18 protein-coding genes are annotated in these 22,798 nt (G+C 41.5%); 8 read left to right on the top strand and 10 right to left on the bottom strand.

Annotated elements, in window-relative coordinates:
- The first annotated feature begins 16 nt into the window (after positions 1 to 16).
- The gene (locus NLP_RS10410) at positions 17 to 787 is read left to right on the top strand and encodes a Uma2 family endonuclease (protein ID WP_104906347.1); all 771 of its coding nucleotides are present in this window, start codon (positions 17 to 19) and stop codon (positions 785 to 787) included.
- 108 nt (positions 788 to 895) lie between these two features.
- The gene (locus NLP_RS10405; protein ID WP_104906346.1) at positions 896 to 2,068 is read left to right on the top strand and encodes an S-layer homology domain-containing protein; all 1,173 of its coding nucleotides are present in this window, start codon (positions 896 to 898) and stop codon (positions 2,066 to 2,068) included.
- 197 nt (positions 2,069 to 2,265) lie between these two features.
- Here the strand turns inward: NLP_RS10405 and NLP_RS10400 are convergent, their stop codons facing one another.
- Positions 2,266 to 2,712 (bottom strand): CAAD domain-containing protein, encoded by a 447-nt coding sequence (locus tag NLP_RS10400; protein ID WP_104906345.1) that lies wholly within the window; start codon positions 2,710 to 2,712, stop codon positions 2,266 to 2,268.
- A 1,156-nt stretch (positions 2,713 to 3,868) separates the two neighbouring features.
- On the opposite strand from NLP_RS10400, the gene NLP_RS10395 reads away from it, so the two are divergent.
- The gene (locus NLP_RS10395; protein WP_199784796.1) at positions 3,869 to 5,542 is read left to right on the top strand and encodes a sensor histidine kinase; all 1,674 of its coding nucleotides are present in this window, start codon (positions 3,869 to 3,871) and stop codon (positions 5,540 to 5,542) included.
- A gap of 224 nt (positions 5,543 to 5,766) precedes the next feature.
- Here NLP_RS10395 and NLP_RS10390 read toward each other — a convergent pair whose 3' ends face one another.
- The 3 genes from NLP_RS10390 to NLP_RS10380 are packed head-to-tail and all read right to left on the bottom strand — an operon-like array spanning position 5,767 to position 7,781.
- Entirely contained in the window at positions 5,767 to 6,468 is a 702-nt protein-coding gene (locus NLP_RS10390; protein WP_104909832.1) for a carbonic anhydrase, read from the bottom strand.
- 28 nt (positions 6,469 to 6,496) lie between these two features.
- Positions 6,497 to 6,808: a P-II family nitrogen regulator gene (locus NLP_RS10385; protein WP_104906343.1), complete on the bottom strand. Its 312-nt coding sequence runs from the start codon at positions 6,806 to 6,808 to the stop codon at positions 6,497 to 6,499.
- Positions 6,809 to 6,812: 4 nt separating this feature from the next.
- The gene (locus tag NLP_RS10380; protein ID WP_104906342.1) at positions 6,813 to 7,781 is read right to left on the bottom strand and encodes a sodium-dependent bicarbonate transport family permease; all 969 of its coding nucleotides are present in this window, start codon (positions 7,779 to 7,781) and stop codon (positions 6,813 to 6,815) included.
- A 654-nt stretch (positions 7,782 to 8,435) separates the two neighbouring features.
- Between NLP_RS10380 and pcrA the strand changes: the two genes are divergently transcribed.
- Complete coding sequence (gene pcrA / locus NLP_RS10375; protein WP_104906341.1) at positions 8,436 to 10,760, top strand: DNA helicase PcrA; 2,325 nt, start codon at positions 8,436 to 8,438, stop codon at positions 10,758 to 10,760.
- Between the two features lie 59 nt (positions 10,761 to 10,819).
- Entirely contained in the window at positions 10,820 to 11,005 is a 186-nt protein-coding gene (locus tag NLP_RS10370) for a hypothetical protein (RefSeq protein ID WP_104906340.1), read from the top strand.
- A gap of 147 nt (positions 11,006 to 11,152) precedes the next feature.
- On the opposite strand, the gene NLP_RS10365 is transcribed toward NLP_RS10370, so the two are convergent.
- From NLP_RS10365 to NLP_RS10350, 4 genes are all read right to left on the bottom strand, one after another.
- A complete protein-coding gene (locus NLP_RS10365; RefSeq protein ID WP_104906339.1) occupies positions 11,153 to 11,446 on the bottom strand; it encodes an antibiotic biosynthesis monooxygenase family protein in 294 nt (97 codons plus the stop codon).
- 93 nt (positions 11,447 to 11,539) lie between these two features.
- A complete protein-coding gene (locus NLP_RS10360) occupies positions 11,540 to 12,190 on the bottom strand; it encodes a retron system putative HNH endonuclease (protein ID WP_104906338.1) in 651 nt (216 codons plus the stop codon).
- On the bottom strand, positions 12,187 to 13,536 hold the full coding sequence (locus tag NLP_RS10355; RefSeq protein WP_104906337.1) for an AAA family ATPase: 1,350 nt from the start codon (positions 13,534 to 13,536) through the stop codon (positions 12,187 to 12,189). The genes NLP_RS10360 and NLP_RS10355 overlap by 4 nt, the downstream gene beginning before the upstream one ends.
- Positions 13,537 to 13,541: 5 nt before the next feature.
- Entirely contained in the window at positions 13,542 to 14,459 is a 918-nt protein-coding gene (locus NLP_RS10350) for a metallophosphoesterase family protein (protein WP_104906336.1), read from the bottom strand.
- 135 nt (positions 14,460 to 14,594) lie between these two features.
- Between NLP_RS10350 and NLP_RS10345 the strand changes: the two genes are divergently transcribed.
- Both NLP_RS10345 and NLP_RS10340 read left to right on the top strand, forming a co-directional pair.
- Positions 14,595 to 15,470 carry a hypothetical protein gene (locus tag NLP_RS10345; protein WP_104906335.1) on the top strand — a complete coding sequence of 292 codons (876 nt, stop codon included), beginning with the start codon at positions 14,595 to 14,597 and terminating at the stop codon, positions 15,468 to 15,470.
- 83 nt (positions 15,471 to 15,553) lie between these two features.
- Positions 15,554 to 16,384 (top strand): ATP-grasp domain-containing protein, encoded by an 831-nt coding sequence (locus NLP_RS10340; protein ID WP_104906334.1) that lies wholly within the window; start codon positions 15,554 to 15,556, stop codon positions 16,382 to 16,384.
- Between the two features lie 95 nt (positions 16,385 to 16,479).
- Here NLP_RS10340 and NLP_RS36030 read toward each other — a convergent pair whose 3' ends face one another.
- The gene (locus NLP_RS36030; protein WP_442946662.1) at positions 16,480 to 17,127 is read right to left on the bottom strand and encodes a sensor histidine kinase; all 648 of its coding nucleotides are present in this window, start codon (positions 17,125 to 17,127) and stop codon (positions 16,480 to 16,482) included.
- A gap of 5 nt (positions 17,128 to 17,132) precedes the next feature.
- Positions 17,133 to 18,518, bottom strand: coding sequence for a GAF domain-containing protein (locus NLP_RS10335; RefSeq protein WP_442946648.1), 1,386 nt, complete (start codon positions 18,516 to 18,518; stop codon positions 17,133 to 17,135).
- Between the two features lie 95 nt (positions 18,519 to 18,613).
- Between NLP_RS10335 and cobN the strand changes: the two genes are divergently transcribed.
- Positions 18,614 to 22,792 carry a cobaltochelatase subunit CobN gene (cobN, locus tag NLP_RS10330; RefSeq protein ID WP_104906333.1) on the top strand — a complete coding sequence of 1,393 codons (4,179 nt, stop codon included), beginning with the start codon at positions 18,614 to 18,616 and terminating at the stop codon, positions 22,790 to 22,792.
- Positions 22,793 to 22,798: the final 6 nt, after the last annotated feature.

The raw sequence follows: 22,798 nt of genomic DNA, 5'->3' as shown, positions 1-22,798 counted from the left end.
GTGCAAAGGTAGCGTTATGACCTCTGTAACCAATCCGCCCAACGCCCTCACTCCTTTCCCCTTCCCGGATCATACTCAACTTCCTGAGTCTGATGGTACTTTTGTGAAGAACTGGCAAGAACATCCCCAAAGCATTTTACTGACTGACTCTATTACACCCATCCTCAAGCAATTAAATCCTGAAGGTGAATACTGTATAGGGCAAGACTTAGGCATTTACTGGCGCTTGACTGATCCCCCTGAAAAAGGCGCAGAAGCACCTGATTGGTTTTATGTACCGAATGTACCATTTTTGCTCAATGGGAAAACGCGACGTTCTTATGTGTTGTGGCGAGAGTTTATTGCCCCGTTGATTGTCTTAGAATTTGTCTCTGGGGATGGTAGTGAAGAACGGGATAAAACTCCTTTGAAGGGGAAATTTTGGATTTATGAGCAAGTCATTCGTCCTCCCTTCTATGGCATTTATGAAGCGAGTAAAGCCAGCCTAGAAGTTTATCATCTAATTGAAGGACAGTATCAGATATTACCAGCAAATGAACGAGGACATTATCCTATAGTTTCTTTGGGTGTTGAATTAGGCTTATGGCTAGGAGTTTATCAGAATGTGGAATTACCCTGGCTGCGTTGGTGGGATTTACAAGGTAATTTGTTGTTGAATGGCGATGAAAGAGCCGAACAGGAATCTCAAAGAGCAGAACAGCAATCCCAAAGAGCAGAACAGCAATCCCAAAGAGCCGATCGCCTAGCTGCCCAATTGCGATCGCTCGGCATTGAACCAGAAGCTTAATATTTTAATAAGAATTACGAATTACGAATTAAAAAGGGCTGGTGTAAAAGAGTCATCTGTGGCTTAATTTGTTTAGACACAAATTTTACTGCTACCTGGGTAATCACGATGACAAATAGACCTCCTTCCGAACCGGAGTCATCCCAAAAAACTGCCCTTGGCTTTGATGAATTTATAGCCATTCTGGTTGCCTTCGCCACTATCGGAGCGATTCTTTTTTGGTCATTGTCCCGCAGGGATTCTAGTTGGAACTTAAACGGGCTGCTGTTGCCTTCATCTACTCCATCTCCTAGTGTTCGACCAAATCCAGTATTGCCCTCTCCTACTGCCAAGGTAAAACCTTATGCAGTCCCCGACAACGTTTTGCCCTCTTCTCCACCTGAAGCTGTTGTTGAACCCACAACACGTTCATTCCCAACTAACAGCGCAACTCCTGACCGTGCAATGTTACCATCTATTCTGGTAATCCCAACTCAATCCCCACAAGCACAAACACCTGTATCCTCTCCAATAGAACTTGAGTCATCAGTTAGATCATCAGCGTTGCCTTTAGTAACTCCGGCAAAACCAAAATCAATCATTCCGCCGCCAATTGCATTTAACGATGTGCCCAATAACTTTTGGAGTCGGCGTTTTATAGACGTTCTTTCTGCTCGGGGCATTCTCAAAGGGTTTCCTGATTATTCTTTTAGACCAAATCAGCCTGTAAACCGTGCTGAATTTGCTGCCATACTAGAAAAAGCTTTTGACCAAGAACCGTCTAAGACTGCGATCGCATTTCAAGATGTACCAACAAAATTCTGGGCAAGTCCAGCAATTGACCAAGCCATCAGTGCGGGATTTCTCAAAGGCTACCCGAAAAAAACCTTCAAACCACAACAAAATATTTCACGAGTGCAAGTTTTAGTCGCCCTTGTCAGTGGGTTGAATTTGAAAGCACCCACTTCCCCAAATCAGATTATCAGTGTCTATAAAGATGCTAAAGATGTTCCACCTTATGCTATCGGTAAAATCGCCGCTGCTACAACCAATGGTTTGGTAGTTAACTATCCAAATCCCCAAGTCCTCGATCCCAACAAAGTAGCTAGTCGGGCAGAAGTGGCGGCGATGATTCATCAAGCTTTAGTCAAACGGGGCAAACTGGCGGCAATTACATCTCCTAATATAGTGCGTAGGCGTAGCCTACCGCAGCCATCGCCCAAAATATCTCCAGAACTTCCACAGACTCCAAAACCGAACCCAAAAGTTAAATTGCCCACCGGAGGTTCGCCTCAACAATAATTACTAATTCGTAATTCAAGCAAGGATTCAGAAGGAGCGAGTTCTATACGAAGTGTTAATAAACTTCGTAGGGAATTATTGAGAGAAGTCTGAACGCCGGAAGTCGGCGTTCAGACTTCGGTGATTTGGAATTAGAGCGTACTTTTACACAGGAGCAAGCTACGCGTAGCGTCTGGTAGAGAAGCGATAATTAGATATTAAGCTTCTGGAACTTCTGGAATTTGTTTACCGACAACTTGTGATTTCAGAGTGGTGATTTCACTAGTTAACTCTTTCCTAGTTGAGGCTTTGAGTAAATAACGGTAAACAAACCAGGCAGAGTAACCAATACCGATCAACTCAAAAGAAGGTGCTACCAAGGGGATATCATTCAAAGCATCTAATACTGCCAAGAGTACTTTAACCCCAACAATTGATCCTACAATTAAACCAACTGTTACCAGGGGTTGCTTATATTGATTAAAGAAGCTTCCCAGATAATCTGGTAATGTTGCTAAAAAGGTAGAAATTTGCTCTCCGTATTTTAGCCATTCATCTTGAGATTGTGCAGGAGGCTGAAGTTTGGTGATGGTTCCCGTTTGGCTGTTAATCTCTGCCACTGTAGTATCTTTAGATGCGGTTTCAGTAAGTTCTTGTTCTGGCATTTTCACTCCTATTAATTTGACAGTTGAGTTTTTCTAATCGGGGATAATTACAACCAAAAGATTGTTGATTAGGTGATGTACTTGTGCATCAGTACAATTTGGTGAAAGGCACAAAAAGATTTTAGTGTCCTATAACCATAGTTGCTTCATACTATCTACTGCATCAACTACAAGGTAGACAGTCAGTAGGAGGATAGAACTCAAAAGGCAGCAGGATGTATTATAATCAACTTCCTGAATTCTATTTTTGGAATCAACTGGAATCCTCAGGTTGTGATTATCCTATTCCATGTCATTTGCTCATAATCGTACTAAATATTAAGTACAAATCATGCAAAAATCAGTCTCCCGCTAATTTCTATAAGCCTAGAAGCCGATTTTATCTGATGTTAAAGCTATCTTAAGCCGCGTTCGTCAATTAAGGCATTCGTATTGATTTTAATACGAAATAAATATTTTTGTGTGTTAACATAGACTAGACTTTTAAACTATTTTATGATATGTACGCCTGGTATGAGGGAGAAATAATCAATGCCCAATGCCCTTCAGGAGTGCTGAGTGCTGAGTGGGGAATGTCTAGTTGATATCGGTGCTACTGTTGGTGATGGCTTCAGGAGTGCTGAGTGCTGAGTGGGGAATCTCACTTCTTTACTCTAAGCCGAGGAACTCGAAACTGTTTTGCCCCATGCCCTATTCCCAACAAGTATCAAACCTTTTGGTTTTTTCCTGATTGTATTAATTTTATAAGGAAGCAGTAAGGTAGAGTAATGGCGTAGGCGATCGCAAGAACTCATTGCTTGCTATCAACCGCATATTGAAGAAAGTAGTGTGGTAAAGAGAAGACGCTCTCAGGCGCGTCTTTAGTGCAGAAAACTATATCGTTGCTCCTAAAAAAAAGTGAATTCTGTTAAATCTAGTAATTATACTTAATTGACTAGTTATAAAATTTACTTATATAATCTAAGGTGATGCTAATTATCTAGCAAGCAATGATTTGCTCTGGCGATAAAAGAAGATAATGTAGATGTTAATGACTAAATTAAGGTATTTTGACAATCTAGACTAATTTGATTATTTTTGCGGGAAGGCAAGGAGGTTTGAGAAATGCCTTCCTCAAAAGCCAACCCCTATCTACAGCAGTTCAGAAAGCAAAAAAGTGTCAGCCGAAGAGCCATCGACAGACGAACTCCCAACTATAGAATTTCCTTCACGAGGGAAACTCAAAGCTAGTTCTTGGCGTATCCATCAAAAAATTGGCTATGGGTACTTTGTAGCGATCGGAATTGGCTTTTTTGGCTCACTGACTGGGTTAGTGATTGCTAATTACTACCGGGGAAGGGAAGTGAGACAATTCAATCAAGCTTATGAACAAGGACAACTACTGAGTAATTATAAAGATGCAGTAGTAGGGGCGCAATTACATAGTTCTAACCTAGTTGCTGTATTAGAAAATTCACAACAACTGCAAAGCAAAAAAGCTGATTTTCTGAAGAATGTTGAAAAAGCCAAGCAACTAGAGTCAAAAATTGGCGGATTTATCGATAGTAAACCTAAAAGATTAGCAGCAACAAGTTCGACTTTACAGACTTTATTACTGGATTATAAGACTAATTTAAAAGCTTACGTTGACCAAATCGAGGTCGTCTTAAAGAAAATTGACTCTCAAAAAGTGCAGCCTCAACAGATTTCCTCTGCCCGATCGCAGTTATTAACAATTATGCGTGGTGAAACAGCCATGCAACTAGACCAGCTTTCTCAAAGCTTGACTAACATCCTGCAAACTGCTGAAGATCAAGAGCAAGAAAGGCAAAAAGCCGTTGAGGAGGCGAGAATAGTTGAGCGATTGATCGTGATCGTGAGTATGCTGGTTTCGGTAGCGATCGCAGCTATTGTAGCTTGGCGTACCAGTCGGGCGATCGCAGAACCAGTTATCACTGTCACCCAAGTAGCTGAACAAGTTGCAAGGAAACATAATTTCGATTTGCGAGCGCCCGTCACCACTGAAGATGAAATTGGCCTACTCGCAAAATCTCTAAATCGTCTGATTGAGCGAGTATCTGAGCGAACAAAAGAACTACAACAAGCTAAAGAATTAGCCGAGGCTGCTAGCAAGGCAAAAAGCGTATTTTTGGCCAATGTCAGCCATGAATTACGCACACCGTTAAATGCTGTCATTGGCTTAAGCCAACTACTAGAAGACGACGCTACCGATCTTGGTTTATCGGCAGACTTTATCACAGACTTAGAAACAATTAACGCTGCTGGTAAGCATCTACTGCACTTAATTAACGAAATCCTCGACTTGTCAAAAATTGAAGCGGGGAAAATGACCCTCTATCCTGAGACATTCGAGATTGCGACGCTGATTCATAACGTTGTCCTCACAGTCAAACCAGCTATAGAAAAAAATGCCAATGTTTTAGAAGTAAATTTTGATGAGCAACTTGGCACCATGTACGCCGATCAAACTAGGATGCGGCAGGTGTTGTTAAACTTACTCAGCAACGCCAGTAAATTTACTACAAACGGCAAGGTGATGCTGACAGTCAGCAGAGAAAAGGATGAATTTCGACCGGAGGCTCCTTTGGGCAGCATTATTTTCACCGTTACCGACACAGGTATCGGTATGTCTAACCGTCAACAGCAGCAGTTATTTCAACCTTTTACACAAGGTGATACTTCAACTACGAAAAAGTATGGAGGTACGGGACTGGGGTTGGCAATTAGCCGCCACTTTTGCCAGATGATGGGTGGTGAAATTATTGTCAAAAGTGAACCAGGAATTGGCTCTACTTTCACTATTCGTCTGCCAATGACTGTGCAGGATTGAATGGGGTATTGGGCATTGGGCATGGGAAAGAAGACTTGGGGACAAGGGGAAAGACTTGTTACTTGTTGTAAGTTCTGACTTACAGCAATTTTCATGTATTTGAACCACATCTGTCGTAAGGGCACAGCATTGCTGTGCCCCTACCGCGTGGTCTATTTATCTGAAAATAGCTGTAAGTCTCCTTGTCTCCTCTGCTCCCCCTCATCTGGGAATCCTTTGCCGAATTAAGTAATAATATTCACCCTCCCTGTATCCAAGTCATAACGACCCCCGACAATTTTCAATTTGCCTGACTCCATCTGCTCAGTTAAAAGCTTTGAGTGCTTCAACCGTTCAATTTGATATTGCACATTTGCCACCACGGCATTTTCAACTGCATCACCCGGCTGACCCTTGACCTTTTTTACGGCTGGCTTAATTGCCTTAACAAAAGTACTAATATCACCAAGCAACGATTGGTTTTGGACAGCAGCGGTTACAGCCCCGCAACGCTCATGACCCATCACCATCAGTAGCGGAGAACCTAACAAGACAACCGCATATTCAATACTGCCGATCGCTTCACGTGTAGCAATATTTCCGGCAATCCGAACATCAAAGATGTCCCCAATGCCTTGATCGAAAACAATTTCTGCGGGTACTCGTGAATCCGCACAACTAAGAATAGTTGCAAATGGATGTTGAGCTTGAGCAACTTCCTGCAACCGCAGCGCAGATTGATCGGGGTATTGGGGATGATGATCAATAAACCGCTGATTTCCCTCTATCAGCTTTTGTAAGGCTGCATCGGGACTGAGAGATTCAGGGGAAGTTGAGGGGATTTCGGCAGCTTTAGCCTGTTTAACCCGCCAGAGGAAATCGCTGGCAGATAGCATCATCCCAAACGCTCCAGTCATTCCTAACTTCAAAAAGTCACGACGTTCCATGAAATGCTTCATTGAATTTATCACTCTCTTACATCGACGCAACACATCTGACAGAGCGAATTTCCATCACATCGGAAACGTAGCAAGTACCTCCGAACTTATTAAGGAGTGGTTTGATATTTTCGACAACAGGCTTGAGTTCTTCTGGCATACAAAACGCGAGGATGTAAACATTATCAAGCATGGTCATGTCTAAATCTTCTGTCGTTCCTCGTAATCCTTTACCAGCAACATTTCGGATTACGGCATGGTTATGTACACCAGACTTGTCTAAATTATCTAAAATTTTGGCAAGCTCAAAAGAGTTGGCGATAATTTCTATCTTTTTAACTATGTGCATATTCTTACCTCCAAAATAGGTTAATTCCGTAGAGATATAACGGAATTCCCACAATAATATTGAACGGGAATGTCACTGCTAGAGCAGTAGAAACATACAGGCTGGGATTTGCTTCTGGAACAGTCATCCGCATCGCCGCTGGCACAGCAATGTAAGAAGCACTGGCACACAGTACAGCGAATAACAGCGAATCTCCGCGAGGCATACCGATCAATTTGGCAATCATCAACCCAATGGCTGCATTGAGTATTGGAATTAGTATGGCAAATAAAATTAGGAAAACTCCGGTTTTTTGCAAGTCTTTAATTCTTCTGGCAGCGACTAGTCCCATGTCCAGTAAAAAGAAGGTGAGAACGCCATAAAACAACCCTTGAGTAAAGGGTTCTAATACGTGCCAACCGCGTTCTCCTGTCAAGACACCGATCAAGAGACTACCGACTAATAGAAAAACTGAACTATTAAGAAATGCTTCTTGCAAAACTTCTGGCCACGAAAAGTCCCGCTTGCCATCAGCGGTGAATATATTCACCAAAATTAGACCAACTATAATCGCTGGGGATTCCATCAGGGCAAGGGCTGCCACCATGTAACCATCAAAAGTAATGCCAAGCTCAGTTAAAAAAGCGCTAGCCGTGATGAAGGTGACGGCACTGATAGAGCCGTAGGTTGCAGCGATCGCAGCAGCATCGTAAGTATCTAGTTTCAACCTGAGGATAAAAAAGGTGTAAATTGGAACCAGACAAGCCATCATCATTGCTGCTGCAAGTGTTAAAACTACTTCCTGAGTGATGCCGCTTTTGATTAGTTCTACCCCCCCTTTAAAACCAATGGCAAACAGCAGGTACAGCGAAAAGAGTTTGGGCATCGGTGCGGGAATTTCCAGATCAGACTTGACAAAAACAGCAGTCATGCCTAAAAAGAAAAACAGGATTGGCGGATTCAAAATATTGGATACAATTAAGCTGATATCCATATCCACCCCTCCTTGTATTGGTTAAACCTGAAATTAAAGAAATTTTTCATCTTTAAAAATTTAACGGTTGAATCATGATGTATCGTGTATTGCGACCCAATGTCAATTGGGTACTCAAGGAGTGAATAGTCCTATTAATGACAATACTCTCGGTTAGGTATTACAGCGTTTTTCAAGCAAATCAACCACAGAATAGGGAACATTGCCATGTCCCTGCGAAAATCGGTAGTTCAATTAACTGAAAATAGCTATAAGCTCCGTTGACAACAGAACAAGTTAGAGCTTGTCCAGCATTTTTATGATGTTTGATTCCCCGTTGCTGATTTTACGACACAACGCGCAGGAAATAACTGATGGCTAACCTATCTACGTAGAAAAGTTAACGTAATAGTGAAAAGTGATGGAAAACCTGTACAACCTGGTGGGCGAAAGGGTATAGGGAGAACTTCTAATCAAGAGTATTAGTGACAGGGAAGCAAAGTACTATGCTACGCAATCTTTGTTGACCAAGTTTCGTTAGGATATTGTAACCTGGGCAATAGCAACTCTCTATTGATGTGACGCCAGGCGACGCCGAATAGCCCGCACTTATCTACGAGACGCTGCGCGAACGACAAGCTCAGTGACCTTCGGAGACATCGCTTTTTCACATCCATGACAACAACCATCGACTTTCTCAGTCACCTTAACCCCAGCCAACGTCAAGCTGTCGAACACTACTGCGGCCCGTTGCTAGTTGTTGCTGGCGCAGGTTCCGGTAAAACACGAGCGCTGACTTATCGTATTGCCAATCTGATTCTCAAACACCGCGTTGATCCAGAAAATATCCTGGCGGTTACTTTTACCAATAAAGCCGCACGGGAGATGAAAGACCGGATTCAACGGCTGTTTGCGGAACAACTGGCTATGAAGGAACACGGTAAGCGTTTTGATTTGTTGACAGAATATCAACAAACGCAATTGCGATCGCAAGTTTACAAAAATACGATCAAAGATTTATGGTGTGGCACTTTCCACAGTCTATTTTCTCGGATTCTCCGCTTTGATGTTGAAAAATACGTAGACGAAAAAGGGCGCCAGTGGAATCGTAATTTCTCTATCTTTGATGAATCAGATGTAATAAGTCTGATCAAAGAAATCGTTAATAAAGAGCTAAATTTAGACGATAAGAAGTTTGACGCCCGCTCTGTCCGTTACGCTATTAGTAACGCTAAAAACCAAGGTTTATCACCCCAAGAATTTGAGCAAGAACAACCCAATTATCGCGGACGGGTAATTGCCCAAGTTTACAATTTATATCAAGATAAGTTAGCACAAAACAACGCTCTCGACTTTGACGATCTTATTCTTGTACCTACTAGATTATTTCAACAAAATGAGCAGGTATTGGGTTACTGGCATCGCAAGTTTCGTCATATCCTCGTAGATGAATATCAGGATACTAACCGCACTCAGTATCAACTCATTAATTTATTAGTTACTAATGGCGAAACCAAAAAGAGCGAATGGCAATGGCAAAATCGCTCAGTTTTTGTTGTCGGCGATGCAGACCAATCAATTTACAGCTTTCGGATGGCAGATTTCACCATCTTGTTGGGATTTCAGGAAGACTTTGGCGATGGTTTGGTAGATGATGACACCCGGACGATGGTTAAGCTGGAAGAAAACTATCGTTCTTGTGAAAACATTTTGCAAGCGGCTAATGAATTAATTGAAAATAACACCCAACGGATTGATAAAGTCCTGAAAGCGACGCGGGGATCGGGTGAACAGATCACTTGTCACAAAGCCGATGAAGAACTCGCAGAAGCGGCATTTGTAATTAATCAAATTAGCACTTTAGAACAGCAAAATCCAGAGTTGAACTGGGGTAGTTTTGCCATACTTTATCGGACGAATGCCCAATCTCGTCCCTTTGAAGAATTGTTGGTGAAATATCAAATTCCTTACACAGTTGTGGGGGGAATGAGGTTTTACGATCGCAAAGAAATTAAAGATGTCGTTGCTTATTTAAGAGCGATAAATAATCCAGCTGATACAGTCAGTTTATTACGAGTTATTAATACTCCTCGGCGGGGAATTGGCAAAACCACTATTGATGCTTTGATGAACGCATCTCAGCAATTAGGGACAACTTTGTGGGAAATACTCAGCGATGAAACATCAGTTAATACATTAGCTGGACGGGCAACAAAAGCTGTAAATAGCTTTGCCGCAATGATTAGCCGTTGGCAAGGACAAGTTGCTACGGTTCCGGTAACTGAGGTTTTACAAGGAATATTAGAAGACTCTGGTTACGTTCAAGACTTGATGAATCAAGGTACTGATGAAGCCACAGATCGGGTACAAAACGTTCAGGAACTTTACAACGCTGCGCTGCAATTTCAAGAAGAAAACGAAGAGGTTTCCCTGCGAGACTTTCTGAGTAGCGCCGCCCTCAGTTCCGATTTGGATAACTTAAAAGAAGGACAGACAGCCGTTTCTTTAATGACTTTGCACGCTTCCAAAGGGCTAGAATTTCCTGTAGTATTTTTGGTGGGATTAGAACAAGGGCTATTTCCCGGCTACCGATCGCTGAGTGATCCTGCATCTTTGGAAGAGGAACGCCGCTTATGTTATGTGGGGATTACTCGCGCCCAAGAAAGGTTGTATTTATCACACGCGCGGGAACGGCGTTTGTATGGTTCTCGTGAACCCGCCATGCGATCGCAATTTCTCGACGAATTACCAGAAGAATTATTAGATACTCGACGCGTGAATCGTCAAACTTATACTAAAAGTGCCTCTAATTCTAATGGAAAGCAAGACACGAAGCAGAGTTGGCAAGTTGGCGATCGAGTATTACATAAAACTTTTGGACTTGGTGAAATTACCCATGTTTTCGGAACGGGTAATAAGATGTCTGTGGCAATTAAATTTGCCAGCTTGGGGCAAAAAATTGTTGACCCAAGAGTAGCACAGTTGCAACGAGTAGAGTAAGAGGTATATAAACGACCAGGTAGACTATATTTTGATGGTGCGTTGCTACAGAACAAGCTGTGTCAACTATAGAAGAAGCATTTATAGCTCCAGAACATGCTGTAGTAACTAAAACTTGTTCATTTGTAACTCCAGAACATGCTGTAGTAACTAAAACTGGTTCATTAATAAGTTATGAAGAAGTTTTATTAACGAAAGCTTCTATTTTACTTATCATTTTTGGATTTTTTATAATTAATCATTAAATTTATTAAATCTAACATTATTTTTACTTATCTAAAGACGAGTTATTTGTAACTAAAACACCAACATTTATAAGTTGAGCTTAGGTTGTATTAACTCTAGCTTCTTCTGAACTTATTAAAGAATGAGTTTTTGTAACTTATTGTTTTTCATATTTCAATTTCTTCAAAGTGTTCAACAGTGGGAAATGGCTCATAAAAATGGTGCAGAAGTTTTTTCCACTCTTGATACTCAGCAGAACTTCTAAATCCTACAGTATGAGATTCTAAAGTTTTCCATCTAACAAGTAATAAGTATTTACCTTGGACTTCTATACATTTATGCAATTCATGGGATAAATATCCGTCCATTGAAGAAATAATTTTAGAAGCTTTTCTGAAAGTAGCTTCAAAATCAAATTCCAAACCAGGTTTGACATGAAGAATAACTGCTTCAAGAATCATAAACTTTTGCGGTGATAATTAAACTAATATTATTTAGTATAAAGTGAATGTGATGTCTACGATGGGCTACGCCTACGTACATATTTTATTGAATCAAAAATAATTCTTGAGTAAATAGCCAATTGCGGCACAAAACGGAGTATATTGCCCATCAACATCCAGTTTTTCATAACCTTCAGCTAGCAGTTTTATTTCTATTTCAGTCAAACCTTCAGTAGCCAGTAATGCAGCATCAATTGCTACTCTACGCATATTTTGCAGTTTGTCAATGTCAAGTGCAAGCTTCTTAATTGTTGTTTCAGCAACAACTTTTTTACCTGGATTATCTGTCGGTTGAATTTCACCAGAAGCAGGATATTTAAAAAAATTAGCACAGTTTATTTCTAAAGGTGAAACCATCAAATTTTCATCGTACCAATACTTTTTCTTATGTCCGCAATGCACCGGAACAGTAGGAGGTTCTTCACTTTCTCCTTGACATGAAGCAATGAGATTTGTGTACTCCAGCGCCAGATTTGGATAAGTACTACGAGGCTTGAAGTGTTCTATGTGGCTAGTTGTTCTAGTGATACGCATTCCACAATAGCAACAGATATATCCCTGTTCTTTTAGTAAAGCATCATGTACAACAAATTTTTCTGGTATTTGAAAATTATCATCCCAGCTAGGTTTCCAATCATCATTTTCCAGAGCCTTCCACTTGGTAAATTTTTCTGGTTCCTGACTCTTTTTGATGTGCTTCATCGGTTGAGAATTTCCTTCCGCCGAATGAGTACATCCGCCTTAACAAACTCTGGCTCATCTGCTCCGATTTCATTAGCCAATTGTTGACGTAATTGCCTAGCACCTTCAATATTTCCAGCATCAATTAGTCGAAAAAGTTCTAAAAGACTTTCCTTAATTTCCTGCGGACGTTCTGGAACACCCATGAGGTTTTCTAAAATGCGATTACTGTCTCTCCCAAAGGAACTTTCTGGTTTTTTAGCAACAACACCTTCGTCTGTTTTTTCTAGAATATAAATTCCTTCTGGCTTGACTTGGCTAATTACTTGAGGCGAATGGGTGGTGACGATAAATTGGCAATTGGGAAATGTTCTTGTCAAAGCAGGAATAATTTCTCGTTGCCATTTGGGGTGTAAGTGAAGTTCAATTTCATCAATTAAAACAACACCCTCACCTTCGAGTGGATCTGGTAAACTTGGGTTAGCGATCGCTAATCGTCTTGCTAAATCACCAACCATAGCCAGCAAGCACTTTTCCCCATCAGATAGTTGATTTACTGTAAGTTCTTCATCTTGTTTTCGCACAGTCATTCGCAGGGGTGAACGCCGTACCCGTAAGTTAGAAAACCCTGGAATTAATGAATAAATAGATTGTCTTACTGCTTCTAGCTGCTGGGTTTTAAATTCAGGATTATCCCGCCTTTCTTCGTTTTCTAAATCTTCCAATGATCTAAACCATTGAAAGAATCTATGGAAACTAATTTGTACTCCGTTTAGTGCTTGATCGTAAGCATCTATCTGTTTCAATGAATGCGTTTCTGTAATCTCCATATCAATCCCAAGAACCGAACGTTTCACTGGGTAATAAACTGCTAAAGGCAAGTTAAACTGAGGATTTGCTTCCCACTTACGGTAAATATCTTGAGAAACTGCATTTAACTCTGCATTTTCTTTATTTAGCTCTTCATTGCGTTCTTTACTAAAGTTTGTAAGAAACCAGCTTACTTCCTTTGATTGCAGAAAAATTTTAATCGTATTATGTGTCTTTTTCTGTCCGTTTGTAATATCTTCTTTGCTGAAGAAACGCTTTTCGATATCCGGTTTTCCGGGAATCGATTTTTCATATTCATTGCGAATTTTAGAAACTACATAAAAATTTACTCCTCCTAAACTCCTATTTTTACCTATTGACTCTGCATCTGCAATATCCCTTATCAACTGTGACAAAAGAATAGCCAGACAGTCAAGAATACTAGATTTGCCCACGCCGTTAATACCAATCAGCGCCGTTGGACTAGTTTCATCGAACTCAAGCGTTAAATCACCGATTCCACGGAAGGATTGCATTTTCAAGCGCTTGACTTTCATAATAATTACGCTGATTTTAACTGAATAATACCTTTATCAAAAACGCGATTATTAGTAGCGATCGCACTTATTTCTATTCTATCTTTATACACTTCATAAGAGGCAAAACTTAAATCACTAGTAGAATACCCTGTCCACTCAGAACGCCCTACAGGACGATTACCAGCACCCGCGCCACAAATTAAGTAAGTTGTACCATTAATAGCACGAGTGCGTTCATAACTATGTTCGTGACCATTGATATAAAGTTGAACGCCGTATTTTTGAAATAGAGGAGTGAAAGTTTTAATAAAATCTGGATTATTCCCATACTGACCCGATGAATAAATTGGATGATGACCAAACACTACTTTCCAAGGAGCATTACTAAGACTTAATTCTTTTTCTAACCAAGGTAGCTGGTTTTTCCAATCAGCATTACTGTTAGTATCTAAAGCGAAAAATTGTACAGTTCCACGGCGAAATGTATAGTAACGTCCCTTCATATTAAAGCCAGCATACTTGACTTGGGGATCGCCATTATCAGTACGAATATCGTGATTGCCTAAACAAGCCTGAAATTTCACACCTTGCTTCAGTAAACCTTGATAAGGACGCTCAAAAACTGCATTAATTTTCTCAATTTCGCCGTTATTGTAAATGTTATCTCCAGCTAAAACGACTAAATCATAAGGATTTTTCTGATGATACGCATTCATCGCTCTAGCCACAGCATACTGTCCTTTAGCCCCAGTTCCCGTATCTGCTACAGACACAAAACGTAATAACAAGTCTTTTTTGGCTGGGTTGGCGGCTATAGCTGTTGTTGAATCGCTAATATCAGCACTTTGATGATTTTGATGAGCAAACATCCAGCTTAAAAATCCTGTACTAATGGCGCTGATGCTACTTAAAAATACAAATTGACGGCGTTTGAGTTTCATAAGTCACCAAATTTAATAAATAGTCAGTTTAGCGGAAACAATGAGCAATGAAGTGATACATTAAGGCAAAAGAAGGCAGCACCAGTAATAATCTACGTTGTTTGTCTTTGATTCGCTGCTTTTGGTGAAAGTTCCATGTCACAAGACAATCAGTCAAAACCGACGGATAAGAAGGTAAATCAACCTCCCCAAAAACCTTACCAGAGAGTTCAGCCATTTTGGAAGACTAAAATTATCCAACTTCTTCAAGGGACGATTGGGGTTCTAGAAGTAACGGTGGAAAAACTGGAGACAGCACCCCAACCTGGGACTGAGGAAAAACCTGGTTTTTTTCAGCAGCTTCAGTTGTGGTGGGGTGGACTGTTAAGGACAATCCGCTTGTTTTTACCATCAAATTTGTCAACAAAGTTATCAGATACAGCTTTGACGGGAATTGTTACTGGAATTGCTGTAATTCTCGTTTGGACAACTACGACTATCTTTACTGGTAAACCTACGGAAGTAGCAACTGTTCCTCCAGTTGAAGAGGTTCCGATACCAACACCAAGGGTAACTACTCCACCGGAGTCAGTCGCACCAGAACCACAGCCACCAGAGGAAATTACGCCGCCGCCAGAAGTACAAACTACGCCACCAACGCCGTCACCGTCACCGGAACCAATTCCTACGCCAACGCCAACGCCGACACCAATCATAGAATTGACACCTGAACAAGCCTTGATTGCGGCTATTGAAAATCAGGTAGTCGAAATTAGCGATCGCATTGCCTCTGGTCTGATAAAGTCAATTCAAGCTAACTTCCGTACAAGTAACTTGACTGTCAAAATTAGTGATGATTGGTACACTCTCAATGAATCTCAGCAAGACAAACTAGCTGCAAAGATATTACAACGCTCTCAAGAACTTGATTTTACCCATTTAGAAATTACTGATTCCCAAAATAGGCTAATAGCTCGTAACCCGATTGTTGGGACTGAGATAGTAATTTTTAAACGGCAAACAGCAAGTTAAAATAATTCGTAATACTCGCTAAAGGCGAGAAGCAAGCTACGTAATTCGTAATTCGTAATTTAGACGTTTAACTTTAAGTATTTATGTTAAACAACATTTCGCTACTGCTCAAAGCTTGTAAAAACTTAAACATCAGCTATGAAATCCTTCATCCATCTGAAAACTTAATCAAAATAAAATTGAATAGTAAACAGCATTATTTTTGTAACTATAGCACTCCGTTACTTAATCAAGCAGTAGCACACCTTATCAAAGACAAAGAATACACTTATCATGTTTTAAATAAAAAAGTTAACCTTCCTCGGACAGTAGGTTTTCTTTCGCCTTTTTGTGACAGCCAATATAAGATTTACTTAAAATTTCCAACTATTCCAGATATCGTATTAGAAATAAAAGAAAATTTTGAAACACCAGTGATTATTAAAAGAAATTCTGGTGCGGGCGGACATAATGTCTTTTTATGTGATAATCTAAATGAAATTGAAACTGCTTTAAAAGAAATTTTTACTATTAATAATAAGTATGATTACGTCGCTCTTGCTCAAGAATTTATTCACATAAAATCTGAATATAGAGCGGTTTTCTTAAATAAAGAGTTAGTTTTGCTTTATGAAAAAGATATAACTGATGCCAAATTTGTCGGTAATCTCAGTCCTCTACACTGGGATGGTGCGAAAGCCAAATATATCAACGATCCACAAATACTATCAGAAATTACTAATTTTGCTCAACCAGTTTTTCAAGAGTTAGACATTGATTATGGTGGTTTTGATATCGTCTTAGATCGAGATAATCAATATTGGTTAATTGAAATCAACTCTCATCCAAATTTTAGCCTTTTTATTAGAGACAATGGAGAGGAGCCAATATTGAGAATTTTTGAAAAAATGCTCATTAGCCTAGCCTCAAATTGAAGAAATAAATCATCACAAAGACGCGATAAATCGCCGTCTCTACAAAATATCGATTATTGTAAAGACGGCGATTCATCGCGTCTCTTGCTTAACTCCTAACTCACCACTCTCACTGCTTGAGTTGGTATCCATATAGTAAAAATCGAGCCAATACTTACAGTTGATTCTACTTCAATTCGACCTCGATGAAGTTCTACAAGTTGTTTAGTTAAAGCCAGTCCCAGCCCAGTGCCTTCGTAGCGGCGGCGATAAGGTGTATCGAGTTGTTGAAATTTCTCAAACAGTAATGGTAATTGTTCTTCGGGAATGCCAATCCCGGTATCTTCCACTTGAAAAATAGCAGTATTATCTTCCACCCAAAGACGTAAAGTAACGCTACCACTTTCAGGGGTGAATTTAATCGCATTATTTAACAAATTCAAAATAATTTGTTCTACTCGTTCGGCATCGGCGGTAAAGCGATCGCGCCTGGGATTGATTTGCAAATCAAGTATAAGATTAATTTGTTCGCTCGTTGCTTTTTTTCGCAGTGACTTCATAGCATTTTCGGCAACATTCACCAAAGAAAATTCTGAAATATTTAAAGCTGTCTTACCAGCCTCGATTTGCGATAAATCGAGAATGTCATTAATCATTTCTAATAAATGTTCTCCACTGTCGTGGATGGTTTGCAGATAACCCCGTTGTCGTTGACTCAATTCACCCAAAGGCCAGCGTAATAACGTCGAAGACATCCCAATCACATAAGTTAAAGGCGTGAGCAATTCATGACTGATAGTAGCGAGAAATTCACTTTTGATCCGGCTAGCAGCTTCCGCAGCGAGGAGAGCACGCGTAAGGCCATTGTCCGCTCAATAACTCGTTGTTCGAGATTTTGTTTTTCTTGGGTGAGAGTTTGCATTAACTCTGCTTGGTGAATAGCGATCGCTAATTGTTCTGCGATCGCAACCAGCAAGTTTTTTTCGCTATCATTCCACTCGTGAGGGCGATCGCACTGATGAGCAATCAGCAATCCCCACAGTTTATCCTCAAACATAATCGGTGCAGCCAACTTAGCCCTAACTTGGCATTCCCTTAAAAAATTCAATAAACACTCTTCCAGAGCATAAGTTTTTTCGACATCATCCACAGCTAAAGTAAAGCCTTGGCGATACTTCTCCCAACACTGAGAGGTGCGGATAAAGCAATTTTTTTCCGTGTAATTCAACACCGATGTAATAGCATCTGTAGCACGGGCTTCATAGACAATATAACCTCCATTCTTTTGGCAGTCTCCTAGTAAAGGTTGATTATTGACTGATACAAAAGGCGAGTGTTTACCGTTGTTCTCGTGTATAGAAAAATAGATTTCAGCAGGTTCCCTAACTGATGGTTCTATATCTGTTGGTAATGCCGTTTCATTGAGGGGAATAATGTCAGACTGGTATTGTCGAGCCTTAACTTGGGAACCTGCAAATTTATAGATTACTAATCTGTCTAATTCTAGAAACTCACGCACCTGTGTAATTGCCGTTGCCATAATCACGGGCAAATCCAGGCTTTTGCGGATCTGTGTTGTTACCTGATTTAATAACCGCTCTTGGGAAATCTGTTTTTTTAAAGCATCTTCTACTGGCTGACAGATATAAACTGCCGGCCCAATTGGGCTTGGATCTGCTATTATTTCTTGGTTTGGCTGAGTTAAAAGATATTCTAATAACAACAGCGAGAATTGACTTTGGAGCGTAGCATCATTAGGTCTAATAATTTGCCGATAGCGTTCGAGATTTTGGTGAGTATAAGAATCGCACTCAAACAAATCTCTCAATTCGTAGATAAAAGAAGCGATCGCCTCCAAATTAAACGTCAACTGAGCATTGAGTGCCGAGTAAATTCCTTGCTCCCCTGCTCCCCTGCTCCCCTGCTCCTCCTCAAAGTTTCCTACCAAGAGCGCACTAAACTGCTCACAAACCACTAGCGTAAACCTTTGCCTTTGCCACTCCACAGGTATGCAAATCCGCACCAGCACAGCTTCTGTCAGTACCAGAGCGGCACTTTCCACCCTTTGAGCCATCTGTTCTAACAATTCCCCAAGCTGATTAAATACAACAATAGGCAAGGTTCGAGAAAAGCTCAAATCAGGAGAACTAAGCATTTTCAATCATTTTGGTGAGAGGGGGCTAAATCCGGGGAAAAAAGTTTGTTTTGATTATCTACTAACCAACAATTTTAAAACGGTAAGACAGGATTATGCATCGTACAAGTAGCACATCGGGTGGATGGAATCAGTCAGAGGGTTTAATTTTTATAGAACAAACTCCAGCGCCTTTCGTGTTGATTACAGCTGCTGATACCGACATTCAAACCTTGGCAGCTGCGGTTACAAAGTTACCTGTAAGCTTTCCTGCATTAAGAGTCGCCAACCTTTTGCAGTTGCAGCAACAATTAAGTATAGATACTTACGGAGAGCAAGTTTTAGAACATGCTCAAGTAATTATTTTGCGCCTGTTAGGAGGACGTTCTTACTGGGGTTATGGCTTAGAAGTAGTGCAAGAAATTGTGCAACGTAATGGTAGAACCCTCATTGTAATGCCAGGGGATGACGCTTTTGATCCCGATTTAATTTCCCAGTCTACCGTGCCCTTGGGTGTTGTTAACCAAGTATGGCAGTATTTTAGCGAAGGCGGCGTGGAAAATTTCGTTAATGCTCTGCAATTTATCTCCGATAGTTGCTTATTAACTGCATATAATCCCCCACCACCACAACCAATTCCGCGTGTGGGATTGTATGAGTGGGGAGTGGGGAGTGGGGAGCAGGGGAGCAGGGGAGCAGGGGAGCAGAGGGGTAGAAGAGAGTTAGAACTCCGTTCATCCACCTCAGAGACTCGTTCATCCACCTTTGAACTGGATGAATCCACCTCAGAACTCCGTTCATCCACCTTTGAACTGGATGAATCCACCTCGGAACTCCGTTCATCCACCTTTGAACTGGATGAATCCACCTCAGAACTCCGTTCATCCACCTTTGAACTGGATGAATCCACCTCGGAACTCCGTTCATCCACCTTTGAACTGGATGAATCCACATCAGAACTCCGTTCATCCACCTCAGAAGCTCAAGGGTTCCAATACCCAATGCCCCATGCCCCATGCCCCATACCCAAAATCGGCATCCTTTTCTACCGCGCTCATTATTTAGCGGGAAACACTAAAGTAATTGATGCTTTATGCGAAGCTTTGGTACAGAAAAATTTACAACCAGTGCCAGTATTTGTTTCTTCATTGCGTGAACCAGATGTTCAAGTTGAGTTGAGTGAATTTTTCCAACCTAAAGAAGCTGAATCAATCGCTGTGCTGCTAAATACCACCAGTTTTTCTCTAGCACGCTTGGAAAGCGAAACACCCCAAACCGACCTATGGCAAAAATTAGATGTGCCTGTGTTGCAGGTGATCCTCAGTGGCGGGTCAATTGAGCAGTGGGAGTCACAATTTCAAGGGCTTTCTCCCCGCGATATTGGGATGAATGTGGCGCTACCAGAAGTAGATGGGCGGATTATTACTCGTGCTGTGTCTTTTAAAGCATTGCAAACTCGTAATCCCCATTTAGAAACAGATGTGGTAATTTATGAACCAGTGAGCGATCGCATCGAATTCGTTGCTAAACTAGCAGCAAATTGGGCGCGTCTGCGTTCTAAACCACCCCAAGAACGGCGAATTGCCCTGATTCTGGCAAACTACCCCAACCGCAATGGCCGCCTCGCCAATGGTGTGGGACTCGACACCCCAGCTAGTTGTGTAGAAATCCTGCAAGCTCTACATCTGGCTGGTTATGAAGTAGAAAATCCACCTGCTCAAGGAGACGAGTTGATTCAACGGCTGACAGCTGGCGTAACTAACGATCCGGAAGGTCAAGAATGGCTTCCGGTACACCAAAGTGTTTCTTGGGAAGAATATCAAGAATATTTCGCTTCATTACCGCCAGCAGTGCAGCAAGGTATTAGTGAACGGTGGGACAAACCAATTTTAGATTCAATCCAAAATCCAAAATCTAAAATCCAAAATTGGGCTGTTCCCGGAATTCAACTCGGCAACATTTTCGTGGGAATTCAGCCAGCAAGAGGTTATGATAATGACCCCAGTTTGAATTATCATGCACCGGATTTAGAACCAACTCATGCTTATTTAGCTTTCTACTATTGGGTCAGAGAAACTTTTGGTGCTGATGCTGTAGTTCATGTGGGAAAACACGGAAATCTAGAATGGCTACCGGGTAAAAGTGTGGCTTTATCGAGTAATTGTTATCCAGAAGTAGCTTTCGGCGCACTTCCTCACCTGTACCCGTTCATTGTGAATGATCCTGGCGAAGGTTCTCAAGCCAAACGTCGCGCTCAAGCGGTGATTATAGATCATCTTACGCCACCGATGACTCGTGCGGAACTCTACGGTTCGTTGCAACAGTTAGAAAATTTAATTGATGAGTATTATGAAGCGGACAGCTTAGATCCTTCGCGTTTGCCAGTGATTCGCGATCGCATCCGCGAACTGGTAATCAAAGAAAATCTCCATCTAGATTTAGGATTCCATTATGAAACAGAAATTTTTAATTCTGAATCTTTAATTTTGAATTCTATCGGTGGCTATCTTTGTGAATTAAAAGAAGCCCAAATCCGCGATGGCTTGCATATCTTTGGGCAATGTCCTCAAGGACGGCAATTAAGGGATTTAATAGTAGCGATCGCTCGCATCCCCAATCGCCATTCTTCAGGTATTACTCGTGCCATAGCTCAAGATTGGGGACTAGACTTCGATCCCCTCACCGCAGATTTGTCAATGACTAGTGGTGAATACTCAATAGTCAATGGCACAGAATGCCGTACCCTCGGCGATATCGTCGAAGTCCTAGAAGAACACGCCGCCCTTTTAGTAGAACAACTAATAAATCAGGACTCTTGTACAGACGCGATTCATCGCGTCTCCCCACTCAGCACAGACGCGATGAATCGCGTCTCTACCTGGATACGCGATCGCCTGCTTCCCGCTTTACAACAAACAGATCAAGAAATCACCCATTTATTACACGGACTCGATGGCGGATATGTCCCCAGCGCTCCATCTGGCGCACCCACACGCGGCCGCCCAGAAGTTCTACCAACAGGGAGAAACTTTTATTCTGTCGATATTCGCGCCATTCCCACAGAGACAGCTTGGGATATTGGGAGAAAAGCTGCTGAAACCCTCGTAGAATATTACACACAAGAACATGGTGAGTATCCCAAAACATTAGGTTTATCAATGTGGGGAACTGCCACCATGAGAACAGGCGGTGATGATATTGCCGAAGCATTAGCTTTACTCGGAGTTCAACCTGTATGGGATGGTGCAGCGCGGCGAGTAGTGGATTTTGAAATTTTGCCTCTAGCGATTTTGGGGCGTCCCCGTGTAGATGTCACCTTGCGAATTTCGGGATTCTTCCGCGATGCTTTTCCCAACTTAATTGACTTATTCGATCAAGCAGTGTCAGCAGTAGCAGACTTAGATGAACCGCCAGAACAAAATCCCCTAGCAGATGCAGTTCGCCAAGAAACTGATTTGTGGACAAGCCAAGGATTAACTTTAGAAGCAGCAGTAGTGCGATCGCGTTATCGCATCTTTGGTTCTCGTCCAGGTGCTTACGGCGCTGGACTTCAAGGTTTAATCGAATCGCAAAACTGGACAGATGACGAAGATTTAGCCCGCGCCTACATTAACTGGAGTTCTTACGCCTATTCTTCGGGAGCAGGAGCAGGGGGAGCAGGGGGAGCAGGGGGAGCAGGGGAGGATAAAAACTTTAATCCTCAGTCTCCAATCCCCAATGCCGAAGCCTTCAAGCAACGCTTGGCGCAAATGCAAGTTGTCCTGCACAATCAAGATAATCGTGAACACGACCTACTTGATTCTGATGATTATTACCAATTTCAGGGTGGCTTAACAGCGGCCGTGCGTTCTCTACAGGGAAAAAATCCCCAAACCTATTTTGGTGATAATTCTATACCCGCCCAACCACGAGTCCGCCAACTCAAAGAAGAAATTGCACGGGTGTATCGTTCTCGCGTAGTTAATCCTAAGTGGATTGCGGGAGTTATGCGCCACGGATACAAAGGAGCCTTTGAAATGGCGGCGACTGTAGATTTTTTATTCGCCTATGATGCAACAGCTAAATGTGTTGAAGATTATATGTATCAAGGCATAGTAGAAGCTTATTTACTCGATCCAGTTGTGTCAGAATTTATTCAGGAAAAGAACCCTTATGCTCTGCGTGATATTGCTGAAAAATTATTAGAAGCACACAAGCGCAATTTATGGGAGGATGTAAATATAGGAACATTAGAAGCTTTGAGGAACCTAGTACATCAAGCTGAAGCAGTTATCGAAGAAAAATCAATGGTGTAGGAAAGA

It is taken from the genome of Nostoc sp. 'Lobaria pulmonaria (5183) cyanobiont' (assembly GCF_002949795.1).
Taxonomy (GTDB): Bacteria; Cyanobacteriota; Cyanobacteriia; order Cyanobacteriales; family Nostocaceae; genus Nostoc.
This window is presented reverse-complemented; position numbering and strand designations above follow the sequence as displayed.